General features: G+C 62.0%; 12 protein-coding genes. 10 read left to right on the top strand and 2 right to left on the bottom strand.

Annotation, left to right across the window (positions count from 1 at the left end):
* The first annotated feature begins 26 nt into the window (after positions 1-26).
* From HX807_RS01045 to dacB, 7 genes are all read left to right on the top strand, one after another.
* Entirely contained in the window at positions 27-761 is a 735-nt protein-coding gene (locus HX807_RS01045) for a response regulator (RefSeq protein WP_177021865.1), read from the top strand.
* A gap of 200 nt (positions 762-961) precedes the next feature.
* Positions 962-1,597, top strand: a complete 636-nt coding sequence (locus tag HX807_RS01050) for a response regulator transcription factor (RefSeq protein ID WP_003216351.1) — start codon at positions 962-964, stop codon at positions 1,595-1,597.
* Positions 1,598-1,697: 100 nt separating this feature from the next.
* A complete protein-coding gene (locus HX807_RS01055; RefSeq protein WP_008435632.1) occupies positions 1,698-2,168 on the top strand; it encodes a nuclear transport factor 2 family protein in 471 nt (156 codons plus the stop codon).
* 36 nt (positions 2,169-2,204) lie between these two features.
* Positions 2,205-2,480, top strand: a complete 276-nt coding sequence (locus HX807_RS01060; protein WP_003216354.1) for a GIY-YIG nuclease family protein — start codon at positions 2,205-2,207, stop codon at positions 2,478-2,480.
* A 75-nt stretch (positions 2,481-2,555) separates the two neighbouring features.
* Entirely contained in the window at positions 2,556-3,491 is a 936-nt protein-coding gene (locus HX807_RS01065; RefSeq protein WP_008435631.1) for a glutathione S-transferase family protein, read from the top strand.
* Positions 3,492-3,601: 110 nt separating this feature from the next.
* Positions 3,602-6,028 carry a TonB-dependent receptor gene (locus HX807_RS01070; RefSeq protein WP_177049062.1) on the top strand — a complete coding sequence of 809 codons (2,427 nt, stop codon included), beginning with the start codon at positions 3,602-3,604 and terminating at the stop codon, positions 6,026-6,028.
* 101 nt (positions 6,029-6,129) lie between these two features.
* The gene (gene dacB / locus HX807_RS01075) at positions 6,130-7,590 is read left to right on the top strand and encodes a D-alanyl-D-alanine carboxypeptidase/D-alanyl-D-alanine-endopeptidase (RefSeq protein WP_008435629.1); all 1,461 of its coding nucleotides are present in this window, start codon (positions 6,130-6,132) and stop codon (positions 7,588-7,590) included.
* Positions 7,591-7,725: 135 nt separating this feature from the next.
* On the opposite strand, the gene HX807_RS01080 is transcribed toward dacB, so the two are convergent.
* A complete protein-coding gene (locus HX807_RS01080; RefSeq protein WP_177008766.1) occupies positions 7,726-8,601 on the bottom strand; it encodes a helix-turn-helix domain-containing protein in 876 nt (291 codons plus the stop codon).
* 137 nt (positions 8,602-8,738) lie between these two features.
* Here HX807_RS01080 and HX807_RS01085 point away from each other — a divergent pair, with 137 nt between their 5' ends.
* Positions 8,739-9,650 carry a DMT family transporter gene (locus HX807_RS01085; RefSeq protein WP_008435625.1) on the top strand — a complete coding sequence of 304 codons (912 nt, stop codon included), beginning with the start codon at positions 8,739-8,741 and terminating at the stop codon, positions 9,648-9,650.
* 56 nt (positions 9,651-9,706) lie between these two features.
* Here the strand turns inward: HX807_RS01085 and norR are convergent, their stop codons facing one another.
* Entirely contained in the window at positions 9,707-11,251 is a 1,545-nt protein-coding gene (norR, locus tag HX807_RS01090; RefSeq protein WP_177049063.1) for a nitric oxide reductase transcriptional regulator NorR, read from the bottom strand.
* A gap of 147 nt (positions 11,252-11,398) precedes the next feature.
* Between norR and hmpA the strand changes: the two genes are divergently transcribed.
* Complete coding sequence (gene hmpA, locus HX807_RS01095) at positions 11,399-12,580, top strand: NO-inducible flavohemoprotein (RefSeq protein ID WP_177040291.1); 1,182 nt, start codon at positions 11,399-11,401, stop codon at positions 12,578-12,580.
* Positions 12,581-12,840: 260 nt separating this feature from the next.
* Positions 12,841-13,347, top strand: coding sequence for a disulfide bond formation protein B (locus HX807_RS01100; protein WP_008435621.1), 507 nt, complete (start codon positions 12,841-12,843; stop codon positions 13,345-13,347).
* Positions 13,348-13,966: the final 619 nt, after the last annotated feature.

The raw sequence follows: 13,966 nt of genomic DNA on the forward strand, positions 1-13,966 counted from the left end.
CTCCTGTTCACTGGAAGCACCTGAGCGTGCTGATCGTCGAGGACCATCAGGCCTATCGCGCCTTGATGGGCTGGTTCCTGCAAAAATTCGAAGTCGATCACGAACTGGTGTGCAACGGGCAGGCCGCGTTGACCGCCATCGCCCTGCGGCATTTCGACCTGGTGATCAGCGATTGCCGCATGCCGGTGCTGGATGGCTATAGCATGGCTCGTGAGATCAGGCGGCGAGAGGCCGTACACAGCCGCCCGCGTGTGCCGATCATTGCCTTGACCGCCAAACTCTCTGCGGACGATGCGCGCCGCTGCCTTGAGGCCGGCATGGATGCCTGGCTGCTCAAACCGCTGACCCTGGAACAATTGCGCGGGGTGCTGGAGCAGTGGCTGCCACAGCCGCCGGGCGCCAGTACGAACCCGCCTGCCACAGCCTGCGCCGGGGTGCACTGGCCGACTCGTGCCGAACTGATCAGGACATTTGGCGATGAACAGGTGGTGAACCAAATGTTGCGCACCCTGGTGCGCGAGGCCGAGGCTGATTACGCAGGCCTGGTACAGGCTTGCCGCATCGTCGACCCGCATGCATTGGTCGACTGCCTGCATCGCCTGGCGGGAAGCCTGGCGTTTTTTGGCGAGACGGAGCTGGATCGCTGTGCGGGGGAGTTGATCGAACAGGTGCGCAAGCACGGGATCCGGTGCAACAGGCGGGCATTGCAGCGGTTCGACCAGGATCTGCTGGTGTACCTGCGCTATTTGACAGATTTATGACATTTTCAGCGATTCTGTAGGGGGTATTACCTCTGTCTGTGGGCTTAGTTTGTAGGTGGTTTCCTTTTTTGTTGTAGGTAAAAAATCACCCGCTTAAGAACACGGGACGCCATTGAAAACCGCTCCCAGGTGGGCGGTTGTTGCCCGGGACAGACAGGGTTATTTTGCGCAAATCAATTTGCCATCACTCATGGATTTCTATGCTTCGCGTAATTATTGCTGACGATCATCCCATTGTTCGGATCGGGCAGAAGGTGGTGATCGAGGCCAACGGCAAGTGCAAGGTGGTCGGTGAGGCCAACGGCCCGGATGAGCTGCTGCGGGTACTGGGCAGCACCCCTTGCGATGTGCTGGTGACGGACTTCGCCATGCCGGGCGGGCAGCAGGCTGACGGCTATGTGTTGTTGGGCTTGTTGCAACGCCAATACCCCGGGGTGCCGGTGATCCTGGTGACGATGTTCGCCAATATCGCCACCCTGCGTGCCTCGTTCGCCGAGGGCGCCCGAGGCATTGTCGCCAAGAGTGCGTCGGCCAAGGAGTTGCCCACGGCCATCAAGGAAGTCTGCGAGGGCAAGACCTTCGTCAGCGAATCCCTGCGAACCCAGTTGGTGCAGGCGGGCACGGGCGATCAATCACAACCGCCGCAACTGTCGGGCAAGGAACGCGAAGTGGTGCGCATGCTGGCCAGCGGCATGACCGTCAGCCAGATTGCCGCGCGGGTCAATCGCAGCATCTCCACCATCAGCAAACAGAAAAGTACCGCGATGAACCGGCTGTGTATCTCCACCGATGTGGATTTGTTCCACTATGCTCGCAGCAGCGGAATGGTGCCCTGAAGGGACGGGATGAGGTATTCCTGGCGTTGATGCCAGTAGTGTTCCCCGGCCTTGGGGATTATCGTACCGGCCATCCCAACTTCTTTTGCGGAACCTGCCCATGAGCGACGCCCATAACGCCTTGATCACCGAGTTCTACAGTGCCTTCCAGCGCCTGGATGCCGAGGCCATGAGCGCCTGCTACAGCGACGACGTGGTGTTCAGCGACCCGGCATTCGGTGAACTGCGTGGCCGTGATGCCGGCGACATGTGGCGCATGCTGACCACCCGGGCCAAGGACTTTTCCCTGACCTTCGACAGTGTGCGCAGCGATGAAATCACCGGCAGCGCCCACTGGGTGGCGACCTACCTGTTCAGTGCGACGGGCAACACCGTAGTCAACGATATCCGGGCGCGCTTTGTGTTTCGTGACGGCAAGATCTGCGAGCATCACGACCACTTTGACCTGTGGCGCTGGTCGCGGCAGGCGTTGGGCACCAAAGGCCTGTTGCTGGGCTGGACGCCGCTGGTGAAAAACGCCGTGCGGGCCCAGGCGCTGAAAGGGTTGAAGGCGTTCCAGGCCAGTCGTTGATAAGATTGGCGTTCCTATGGTTTGCCGAATTGATCCGTGACGACTCCTTCTGAAGCCAAACCGTGGTTTGTCTACCTGGTGCGCGCCGCCAATGGCTCGCTCTATTGCGGTATCAGCAATGACCCGGTGCGCCGCTTTGCCATGCACCAGAGTGGCAAGGGCGCGCGCTTTTTTCTCTCAAGCCCCGCCGTGGCGCTGGTGTACACCGAGGCATGCATCAGCAAGGCCGAGGCGCTGCGCCAGGAACGGCTGATCAAGAAACTCAAGAAAAGCGCCAAGGAGTGCCTGGCGGCGATCGGCCCATCAGTTTGACTGATAGGTTCCCATGCGCGCCTTTGCCGGGTTTGCAGGCTAAGCTGGACGCTCACTCATTGAGCGGAGCCTGGCATGACTGAGTTGATCCTCCACCACTACCCGCAATCCCCATTTGCCGAAAAAGCCCGCCTGTTGCTGGGCTTCAAGGGCTTGTCCTGGCGTTCGGTGCACATCTCGCCGGTGATGCCCAAGCCTGACTTGACGGCCCTCACCGGTGGTTATCGCAAGACCCCGGTGTTGCAGGTGGGCGCCGATATCTACTGCGACACCGCACTGATCGCCCGCCGCCTGGAGCAGGAAAAGTCCGCGCCGGCGCTGTTTCCCCAAGGCCTGGAACTGGTCAGCCAAAGCTTCGCCGCCTGGGCTGATTCGACGGTGTTCTCCCATGCCGTGAGCCTGGTGTTCCAGCCGGAATCCCTGGCGGTCAAGTTCGCCAAAGTGCCGCCGGAAATGCTCCAGGTGCTGGTGGCCGACCGCAGCAAATTGTTCAGTGGCGGCACGGCCACCCGTGTGCAACTGGATCAGGCCAAGCATCAATGGCCGGTGATCATCGGTCGTATCAATCAGCAGTTGCAGCACCAGCAGGGCGACTTCCTGTTCGGCGAGCCGTCGATTGCCGACTTCGCCCTGGCGCACCCGTTGTGGTTCCTCATGGGATCGTCGGTGACCTCGCCGCTGGTGGAAACCTATCCTGCGGTGGCCGCCTGGCTCGCCCGGGTGTTGGGTTTCGGTCATGGCACGTCGAGCCAGATGAGCGCCGAGCAAGCCCTGGAAGTCGCGCGCAATGCCACGCCGGCCAACCTGCCGGAAGAAATCTTCGAAGACCCGAACGGCTTCAAGCCCGGCCAGCAAGTGACCATCAGCGCCACCGACTACGGCACCGATCCGGTGGCCGGGGAGTTGCTGTTTGCCGGCCGCGAAGAGCTGATTCTGCGGCGCACCGATGACCGCGCCGGCACCGTGCATGTGCACGTTCCGCGCTTCGGATTTCGGATCCAACCGGCGTGACTGAAATTATTTTCAAATCGGTATGAGGTAAACCTGTCGGCCATCCGTGTAGTGCTTGAAACTGCGATTAATTCGCATTAACAGCGTTTTTTACACACGGGTTCTCAAGCATGAAGTCCAGGGCAACGTCGGCGGGTTCGGTTAAACATTGGCTGGGAGCCTCGGTATTGGCAGTTTCGGGGCTGGCGCTGTTGCCCCTGGGCGTGGCGCAGGCGGCCGAGGCGCAGCAGCAGAGCACGCTGTTCAACTTTGCCCTGGCCGCCAAGCCGCTGCCCCAGGCCTTGAGCGACTTCACCCGGGTGACCGGCATCAGCGTGGTCTACACCGACGAAGCGCCGTACGCCATCAAGGCCCCGGCCATCACCGGGCAGATGAGTGCGGCCCAGGCCATGCAACGCCTGCTGGGTAATTCCGGCTTCACCTTCCGCCAGATCGACGCCCGCACCCTGGCCCTGGAACCGCTGCCCACCGACGGCGCGCTGAACCTCGGCGCCACCACCATCAACGGTGCCGCCCTGGCCTCGGATACCACCAGCTATCAACCGCCGCCTACAAGTTCGGTGATGCGTTCCCACGGCCTGCTGCTGGAAACCCCACAGACTGTCAACGTTGTACCGGCCCAGGTGATGCGCGATCAACAGCCGCGCAACCTCGACGATGCCCTGACCAACATCAGTGGCATCACCCAGGCCAACACCTTGGGCAGCACCCAGGACGCGGTGATGCTGCGGGGTTTTGGTGACAACCGAAACGGTTCGATCATGCAGGACGGCATGCCGCTGGTGCAGGGCCGCGCGCTGAATTCCACCGCCGAGCGCGTCGAAGTGCTCAAGGGCCCGTCGTCGTTGCTGTATGGCATCCAGGATCCGGGCGGCGTGGTCAATATCGTCAGCAAGAAACCCGAGCTGATCCAATCCACCTCGCTGACCGTGCGCGGCTCGACCTTTGGCGACGGCAAGAACGGCAGCGGCGGCAACCTCGACACCACAGGGCCCATCGGTGACAGCGGGTTGGCGTACCGCTTGATCGTCGATCACGAAGACGAAGATTACTGGCGCAACTACGGCACTCACCGCGAGAGCCTGATCGCACCGTCGCTGGCCTGGTACGGCGACAACACCAAGCTGTTGTTTGCCTATGAGCACCGGGAGTTTCTCTCGCCGTTCGACCGGGGCACCGCCATCGACCCCAAGACCAACCACCCGCTCAACATCCCGTCGACTCGCCGCCTGGACGAGCCCTTCAACAACATGGAAGGCCGCTCCGACCTGTACCGCTTCGAGGCCGACCACGATTTGAATGACGACTGGAAAGCCCACTTCGGCTACAGCTGGAACCGCGAGACCTACGACGCCAGCCAGGTGCGTGTGGTCAAGGTCAACGCCAATGGCACCCTGACCCGCAGCATGGACGGCACCCAGGGCGCACTGACCACCGACCGCTTCGCCACCGCCAGCCTTGAAGGCAAGGTCAACGTCGCAGGCATGCAGCACGACCTGACCTTCGGCCTGGATGACGAATACCGCAAGATCTACCGGGCCGACCTGATCCGCCAGGCGCCCCGTGGCACGTTCAACTACAACGACCCGGTCTATGGCAATGAAGTGGCGGGCACCACCGTCAGCGCGCCGGACAGCAACCAGATGGACCTGCTGCGCAGCGACTCGCTGTTCCTGCAGGATGCGATCCACCTCACTGACCAGTGGATCCTGGTGGGCGGCGCGCGTTATCAGATGTACGACCAATACGCCGGCAAGGGTGTCCCGTTCACCGCCAACACCGACGGCAATGGCCAGAAGTGGGTGCCACGCGCGGGCCTGGTGTACCGCTACACCGACGAGCTGTCGTTCTATGGCAGCTACACAGAGTCGTTCAAGCCCAATTCCACCATCGCACCGCTGGCGAACAAAAGTGTGCTGGATGGCAGCCTTGAGCCGGAGCAGTCGAAGTCCTGGGAGTTGGGTACCAAACTCGACATTCCGGGTCGTATCACTGCCAGCGCCGCTCTGTTCAACATCGAGAAGCGCAATGTATTGGTCGAGGTGGGCGACGGCCCGACCGCGATCTATAGCGTAGCCGGCAAGGTCCGCTCCCGCGGCCTTGAACTGGACGCCAGCGGTCAACTGACGGATAAATGGAGCGTAATCGGCAGCTACGCCTACACCGATGCTGTTGTCACCGAAGACCCGGACCTTAAGGGCAACCGCCTGCAAAACGTCGCGAAGAACACAGGCTCGCTGTCAGCGGTGTATGACTTCGGCAGCATCCTTGGCGGTGACCAACTGCGGGTGGGCGCCGGTGTACGTTATGTGGGGGAGCGAGCGGGTAATGCCGCCAACGATTTCGACCTGCCGAGCTACACCGTGGCCGATGCGTTCGCCACCTATGACACTAAAATCGAGGGGCAGAAGGTCAAGTTCCAGCTCAACGTGAAGAACCTGTTTGACCGCACCTATTACACCTCGGCCGTGAACACCCAGTTCGTGTCCATCGGCGATGCGCGGCAGGTGTCGGTGTCCAGCACCCTGACGTTCTAAATTCGGCTACACCCTATGGCGCGGTAGCCGGCTGCCTCGCCATACGGTTGTCGAGCTGCTAGCGTGGCCGCCATTAATGACTTTGCGGGAACACGATAGCGATGCAGTTGGGACGATGGATACACACCGGCGGGCTGCTGCTGGGCTTGAGCTTGTTGCTGGGCGGTTGCGCCACGGCGCCGAAAACTTCCACCAGCGCCAGCCTCGACCAGTTGCTGGCCGACCCGGCACTGCACGGCGCCAGCGTGTCGCTGATGGTGCGTGATGCCCGCAGCGGCAACACGCTCTACCAGCACAACCCACGCACACGGCTGAGCCCGGCTTCGAGCCTCAAGCTGTTGACCACTGCGGCGGCGATGGATGTGCTGGGGCCGCAGTATCGGTTTTCCACGCAACTGTTGAGCGACGGCATCCGCCAGGGCGCGGTGCTTGACGGTAACCTCTACCTGCGCGGCCTGGGCGACCCGACGATCCAGTGGGCGGATTACCAGGCGCTGGCGGCCAACCTGGCGCAGCAGGGCATCCGGCAGGTGCGGGGCGACCTGGTGTTCGACGACACGTTCTTCGACGCCGAGCGCCTGGGCACCGACTGGTCCCAGGACGATGAAAGCACCTACTACGGCGCGCAGATTTCGGCGCTGACGGTGTCGCCCAATGACGACTTTGATGCGGGCTCCCTGCTGGTCACGGCCAGGGCGCCGGTCGTGGCAGGGCGCCCGGTGACGGTGGAGATCAGCCCGGCTACCGATTACGTGCAGCTCAGCAACCGTGCGGTCAGCGGCGCAGGCAACAGCTATGGAATCAATCGCCAGCACGGCACCAACCTGTTGCGCCTCAGTGGCGCGTTGGCGCCGGGCAGGCAGAGCCCGCAACTGGTCAGTGTGTGGGAGCCGACGCAACTGGTGGCCAACCTGTTTGAACAGGCCTTGGCGCAGCAGGGGATTGTCGTGCAGGGGCGTCGGATGATCGGGGGTGTGACGCCGACCACGGCGACGGTGCTCGCGCTGCATGAGTCGGCGCCGTTGCAGGAACTGATCACGCCGTTGCTCAAGCTTTCCAATAACAACATGTCTGAAGCCTTGCTCAAGAGCATGGGGCGCAAGACCGTGAATGCCGGTACGGCGCCTGCCGGTGTGGCGGCGGTGGCCGGGTTCCTGAAGCGTCAGGGGATTGATACGGCGACGTTGAACCAGGTGGACGGTTCGGGGTTGTCCCGGCGTAACCTGGTGTCGTCGCAGAACCTCACGGATGTGCTGCTGGCCGCCAGCAAACAGCCCTGGTTCAACGCCTGGTACAACGCGTTGCCGGTTGCCGGTAATCCGCAGCGACTGGTGGGCGGCAGCCTGCGTTACCGCCTGCGGGGCACCGCTGCGGAAAACAACCTGCACGGCAAGACCGGCTCCATGAGCGGCGTGTCGTCGTTGACCGGGTATGTCACCGATGCCAATGGGCGCAAGCTGGTGTTTTCGATGGTGACCAACAATTACGTGGTCGCAGGCGCGCGGGTCAAGGCGCTGGAAAACCGCCTGGCCACGGCACTGGCCAACAGCACGGACTATTGAGCACCGAAGATCAAAGGTGGGAGCGGGCTTGCTCGCGAATGCGCTGGTTCAGTCAGTACATGTGTTGACTGTCACACCGCTTTCGCGAGCAAGCCCGCTCCCACATTGGACCTGTGCTGTCAGGCAGATTGCATTTCAAGGCAGGAACGCCTGCCGGTATTCACCAGGGGTGGCGCCCATCGCCTGGCGGAACCGGTTGGTAAAGTGGCTCGCGCTGGAAAATCCGCACGCCAGGGCAATCTCGCCCAGCGGCAACGACCCACCCCGCAACAACTCCCGGGCGCGGGCCAGGCGCCGCGCCAGCAGATATTGATGGGGCGGCAGTCCAAAACTCTCGCGAAACATCCGCGCAAAGTGGTACTCCGACAACGCACACAAGCCTGCCAACTGCCCCAGGCTGATCGGCTCCGCCAGCTGCTGGTCGATGTGCTCCACCAGTTGCCGGCGCTGGTGGGCGGCCAGCCCGCCTTTCAAACGCAAACCCTCGCGCATCCCCACCTGGCTGAGCAAGGTATGGCTGAGCATTTCATGGGCCAGGCTGCTGGTCAGCAGGCGTTCGCCGGGCTCTTTCCAGTTCAGGCTGATCAACTGGTGAAAACGCCGGGCCTGCCGCGCATCGTCGAGGAAGGTGCTCTCGCGCAGTTGCAACTCGCGGGGTTCGCGGTCCAGCAAGGTGACGCAGCCCAGGGCGAATTGCTCGGGGCTGAAATACACGTGGGCCAGGCGGATTTCGCCGTTGATCACCCAGGCCGACTGATGCTCGGCCGGCAAGATGCACAGCTTGTCCGGGCCGCCCTTGGTGCCGGGCTGGTCGCGGCGAAAGGTGCCGGTGCCGCCGCCGATGTAGCAGGACAAGGTGTGATGGTCGGGGGCTTCGTAATCCTGAGCGTCGTGATGGTTGCTCCACAAGGCTGCAGACAAGCCGTCACCGAGCTCGGCGCACAGCTCGAGGCGAGCGTTGGGCGAGCGGTTGAGGGATTGAAAGACTTGCAGGGTTTCCAGTGGCGGCATATTCGTACTCTCTGACGGCTTGCATCCTACTCCCCGCGGCGGCGGCTGTGATCCCGGCAGCCGACAAAAGCGCAAGAATGTGCAAGAGACCTGGTGCCGCCAGGGGCGAAACTGTGGCTCAACCCTCGGAGCCCGCCATGAACCTTTTCCTGTATTTACTCACCGTATTGATCTGGGGCACCACCTGGATTGCCCTCAAGTGGCAACTGGGCGTGGTGGCGATTCCGGTGTCCATCGTCTATCGCTTTGGCCTCGCGGCGCTGGTGCTGTTCGTGATGCTGCTGCTCAGCCGCAAGCTGCAGGTGATGAACCGGCGCGGGCATCTGATCTGCCTGGCCCAGGGCCTGTGCCTGTTTTGCGTCAACTTCATGTGCTTCCTGACCGCCAGCCAGTGGATTCCCAGCGGCCTGGTGGCGGTGGTGTTCTCGACGGCCACCTTGTGGAACGCGCTGAACGCCCGGGTGTTCTTCGGGCAGAAGGTCGCACGCAATGTGTTGATGGGCGGCGGCCTTGGCTTGCTGGGCCTCGGGCTGTTGTTCTGGCCGGAACTGGTGGGGCACACCGCCAGCCCGCAAACCTTGCTCGGCCTGGGTTTGGCATTGCTCGGCACCATGTGTTTCTCGGCGGGCAATATGCTGTCGAGCCTGCAGCAGAAGGCCGGCCTCAAGCCACTGACCACCAATGCCTGGGGCATGGCCTATGGTGCGTCGATGCTGGCGATGTACTGCGCGGTGCAGGGCATTCCGTTCGACATGGAATGGAACAGCCGGTACATCGGTTCGCTGCTGTACCTGGTGATCCCGGGTTCGGTGATTGGCTTTACCGCCTACCTGACCCTGGTCGGGCGCATGGGGCCGGAGCGGGCGGCGTATTGCACCGTGCTGTTCCCGGTGGTGGCGTTGAACGTCTCGGCGTTTGCCGAGGGCTATCAGTGGACGGCGCCGGCGTTGGCGGGGTTGGTGCTGGTGATGCTGGGGAATGTGTTGGTGTTTCGCAAGCCCAAGGCTGGCGCGCCGATCAATCCAATCTACAAGGCGAAGCAGGTTTAGTGTGGGGGCTCGACAGCTCCCACATTTGATCTCCTTTACCCGAGAATCACCGTTCATTACTTCAGGCCCAGGCGCTTGGCCATTCGTCCCAGGTTGGCCCGGTCCAGGCCCAGCTCACGGGCGGCACTGGCCCAGTTGTGCTGGTGGCGTTCCAGGCAGGCGCTGATGACCTGGCGCTGGTAGTTCTCGGTGGCCAGGCGCAGGCCGCCGGTGACGTCCGGCACGGGGTCGGGCTGCGCTTCGAGCGGTGGCGCGGTGGCGTTCGGCAAGTCCAGATCCGCCGCGCTGAGGCTGAGAATCTTCGGGCGCTCCCGGCAGTTACCCAGGGCTTTCAAGGCGCTGCGGCCGATCAAGTGTTCCAGTTCGCGCACATTCCCAGGCCAGGTATAAGCCAGCAGTGCCGCCTGGGCATCGCTGGTCAGGCGCAGGCTGCCCAGGCCCATGCGTGAGCGGTTTTGTTCAAGGAAAAAGCCCGCCAGCAACAGCACATCGCGACCGCGCTCACGCAGGGCTGGCACTTGCAGGGGATACACGCTTAAACGGTGATAGAAGTCGGCACGATAGCGGCCGCTGCGTACTTCTTCGGCCAGGTCCCGGTTGGTAGCGGCGATCAGGCGCACATCCACCTGGTGCTCCTTGTCAGACCCCAGGCGCTGCAACTGGCCACTTTGCAGCACCCGCAGCAGCTTGGCCTGCACGGTGAGGGACAACTCGCCCACTTCATCAAGAAACAGCGTGCCGCCATTCGCCAGCTCGAACTTGCCCCGGCGTTCGTTGAGCGCGCCGGTAAACGCCCCGCGCACGTGGCCGAACAGTTCGCTTTCCACCAGGGTTTCCGGCAGGGCGGCGCAGTTGAGGCTGATCAGCGGTTTCTCGGCGCGGTTTGATGCAGCATGGATCGCCTGGGCCACCAGCTCCTTGCCCACGCCGGTCTCGCCGGTGATCAATACCGTCAGGTCACTGCCACCCACCAGGTTGATTTCTTCCACCAGGCGTTTGTGGCTCTTGCTCTGGCCGATCATTTCCTTGTGCTGCTGGCCGCTGGCCTGGCGGTAGATTTCGGCGCGCTGGTGTTCGTCTTCGGCGCGCAGGGCCAGGCGTTCAATGCGTTCAGCGACATTGACGGTGGCGGCGGCGAGGCTGGCGAAGGCTTGCAGGGCGTCCAGTTCCACCCGTTCGAAGCGCTCGGTATCCAGGGCGTCGAGGGTCAGCAGGCCCCAGGGCCGGTCGTCGACAAACAGCGGGCAGCCCATGCAGTCGTGAACCTCCAAGTGGCCGTGCAGGCCATCCACCAGGCCGTCATAGGGGTCGGGCAGTTCGCTGTCGCTGTCAAAGCGGGTAGGGCCGGGGCTGCTGAGCAGCACGGCGAAACGCGGATGTTCGCTGACCTTGAAGCGCCGGCCGAGGGTGTCGGTGCTCAAGCCATCCACCGCCAGCGGCACCAGCCATTCGCCGTCGAGGCGCAGCAGGGCGGCCGCGTCGCAGGGTAGCAGGGCGCGCATGGCCTGGAGCAGGCGCCGGTAACGCTCGCCTTCGGGCAACTCGCGGGACAGGTCGGCGACCAGGGGCAGCAGGGTGGTGAACAGCGGCTTCGCAGTCATAATGACTCCTTGTAGTCATAGTGACTATATAGCGTAGGAAGTCATACTGACTACATTAATATTAAGTATTTGATTTATAAGGATTTATTAGTTGGCATGAATACTGAGTAGTAAAGGGTATTCAGTAAGAAGACTCAGGAGTCTGCCATGCTTAGTGCCCAAGACCGTGCCATCGTCAAATCCACCGTGCCCCTGCTGGAAAGTGGCGGCGAAGCCCTGATCACCCATTTCTACCGGATGATGCTGTCCGAATACCCAGAAGTACGCCCGCTGTTCAACCAGGCCCACCAGGCCAGCGGCGACCAGCCCCGGGCCTTGGCCAACGGCGTGCTGATGTACGCCCGGCATATCGACCAACTCGACCAGTTGGGCGATCTGGTGGCAAAGATCATCAACAAGCACGTGGCCCTGCAGATCCTGCCGGAGCATTACCCGATTGTCGGTACCTGCCTGCTGCGGGCAATTTCCGAAGTGCTGGGCAGCGAAATCGCCACCCCTGAAGTGATGAGTGCCTGGGGCGCCGCCTATGGCCAATTGGCCGACATCCTGATCGGTGCCGAGGCGGCTATCTATAAAGAGAAGGAACAAGCACCGGGCGGCTGGCGTGGCGCGCGGCCGTTCACCTTGGTCAAGCGTGTGGAGGAGAGCGCGGAAATTGTCTCGTTTTACTTCGCGCCTGTGGATAACGGCCCGATCCTGGCCGCCGAGCCTGGGCAGTACATCGGCATGAAGCTGGTGCTGGAGGGCGAGGAAGTGCGCCGCAACTATTCCCTGTCGGCGCGTGGCGATTCGGGCCAGTACCGCATCAGCGTCAAGCGCGAAGCCGGTGGGCGGGTGTCGAACTACCTGCATGACCAGTTCCAGGTGGGTGCGACCATCGATCTGTTCCCGCCTTCGGGGGAGTTCACCCTGGCGGCCAGCGACAAGCCATTGGTGCTGATCAGCGGCGGCGTGGGCATCACGCCAACATTGCCGATGCTCGAAGCGGCGCTGGCCACCGAGCGTCCGGTTCACTTTATCCACTGCGCGCGTAATGGCGGCGTGCATGCGTTCCGCGAATGGGTGGACGGCCTGGCGGCGCAGCATCCGCAGCTCAAGCGCTTCTATTGCTACGCCGAGGATGATGGCGTGAGCCCGGCGGCGGACAAGGTCGGGATGCTGAGCCAGGAGCAACTGGCGGCGTGGCTGCCGCAGGAGCGCGATGTGGATGCGTACTTCCTGGGGCCTAAAGGCTTCATGGCGGCGATCAAGCGTCACTTGAAGGCCCTGGGTGTGCCGGAAGCGCAGAGCCGGTATGAGTTCTTTGGGCCGGCGTCGGCTCTGGAATAACTTATTCGGTCAAAAATGTGGGAGCGGCGGTGCGACGATTCGACTTGCTCGCGAAGGCGGTGTATCAGGCACACATTCAGTGACTGACACTCCGCTTTCGCGAGCAAGCCCGCTCCCACATTTTGATCTCCATTTTCCCTGATTAATCTCCTGTTAATGCCTCCTGTTTAAACCTCCACACGCCAACTGCTCAACTTTCACCGTCCGCGTGTAAACTTGCGGCCATTGGCACAACCATCATTGGCTAAAGGGAAACGGGGATGATCGACGAATTGCGTTTGGGCAGGGAGCGACGCTTTCTGGTACTGCTGGGCATCATCTGCCTGGCGCTGATCGGCGGGGCGCTGTACATGCAGGTGGTGCTGGGCGAGGCCCCTTGCCCGCTGTGCATCCTGCAACGTTATGCCTTGCTGCTGATCGCGATCTTCGCCTTCATCGGTGCCGCCATGCGCACCACCCGCAGTGTCACGGTGTTTGAAGCACTGGTGACCCTCAGCGCCCTGGGGGGCGTCGCCGCTGCCGGCTATCACGTGTACATCCAGTTCTTTCCGAAGGTCAGCTGCGGCATCGACGTGCTGCAACCGATTGTCGATGGCTTGCCGCTGGCCTCGGTGTTTCCCCTGGGGTTCCAGGTCGACGGCTTCTGCGAGACGCCGTACCCGCCCGTGCTCGGCCTGTCCCTGGCCCAGTGGGCGCTGGTGGCCTTTGTGCTGACGGTGATCCTGGTGCCACTGGGCATTTACCGTAATCGCCAGGGCAAAGCCTAAGCAGTTACAATTCAACGCCCCGGCCTTCCTCTAAAGAAGGCCGGGGCGTTTTTGTTTGTAGGCATTTGTGAAGAGGCCGTGACGCGGGGCAAGTTTGGGTGTGCGCAGCGTGCGACATGTTGTCACACGGAAGCTGTCGCAGGACATTTCTGACGCTCGTAAACGCGCCATAAATTTGCATGAAACGGCGTTTTATGGCTGTCAGTTCGTCGTCTGGCCGACGCCGCGAGTGGCGTGCGGTCGGCGACATTGCCCGATGTCCGAATGCCTTGTTTTTAGGGGACTTGGATCCGTTTTCGATGCCCTTACAGGCTGTAAGGGATGTGGCAGATTGCCCAATAACACGGCATTTTTTGTGGTTTTTGTCGAGAATCAAACGCGATACGATCGCGGACCTTTGCAATAATGGTGAAGGATTATTGCTGGAAACGATAAAAATTATTTCTGGATAAGACATGGTTTATACATCGCTAGCTAACTACAATCGCCCGCACTGAATGTCCGGTGCTGCTCACCCCTGAGCAAACTAGGGCGGTCGAGAAGCGGATGTAACGTTTCATGCGACCCCAGGTGCCGGCAGCCTTTCAACTATCCGCACCAAATGGAATTGGTCTGTAAC

It is taken from the genome of Pseudomonas sp. D8002 (assembly GCF_013385695.1).
GTDB lineage: Bacteria > Pseudomonadota > Gammaproteobacteria > Pseudomonadales > Pseudomonadaceae > Aquipseudomonas.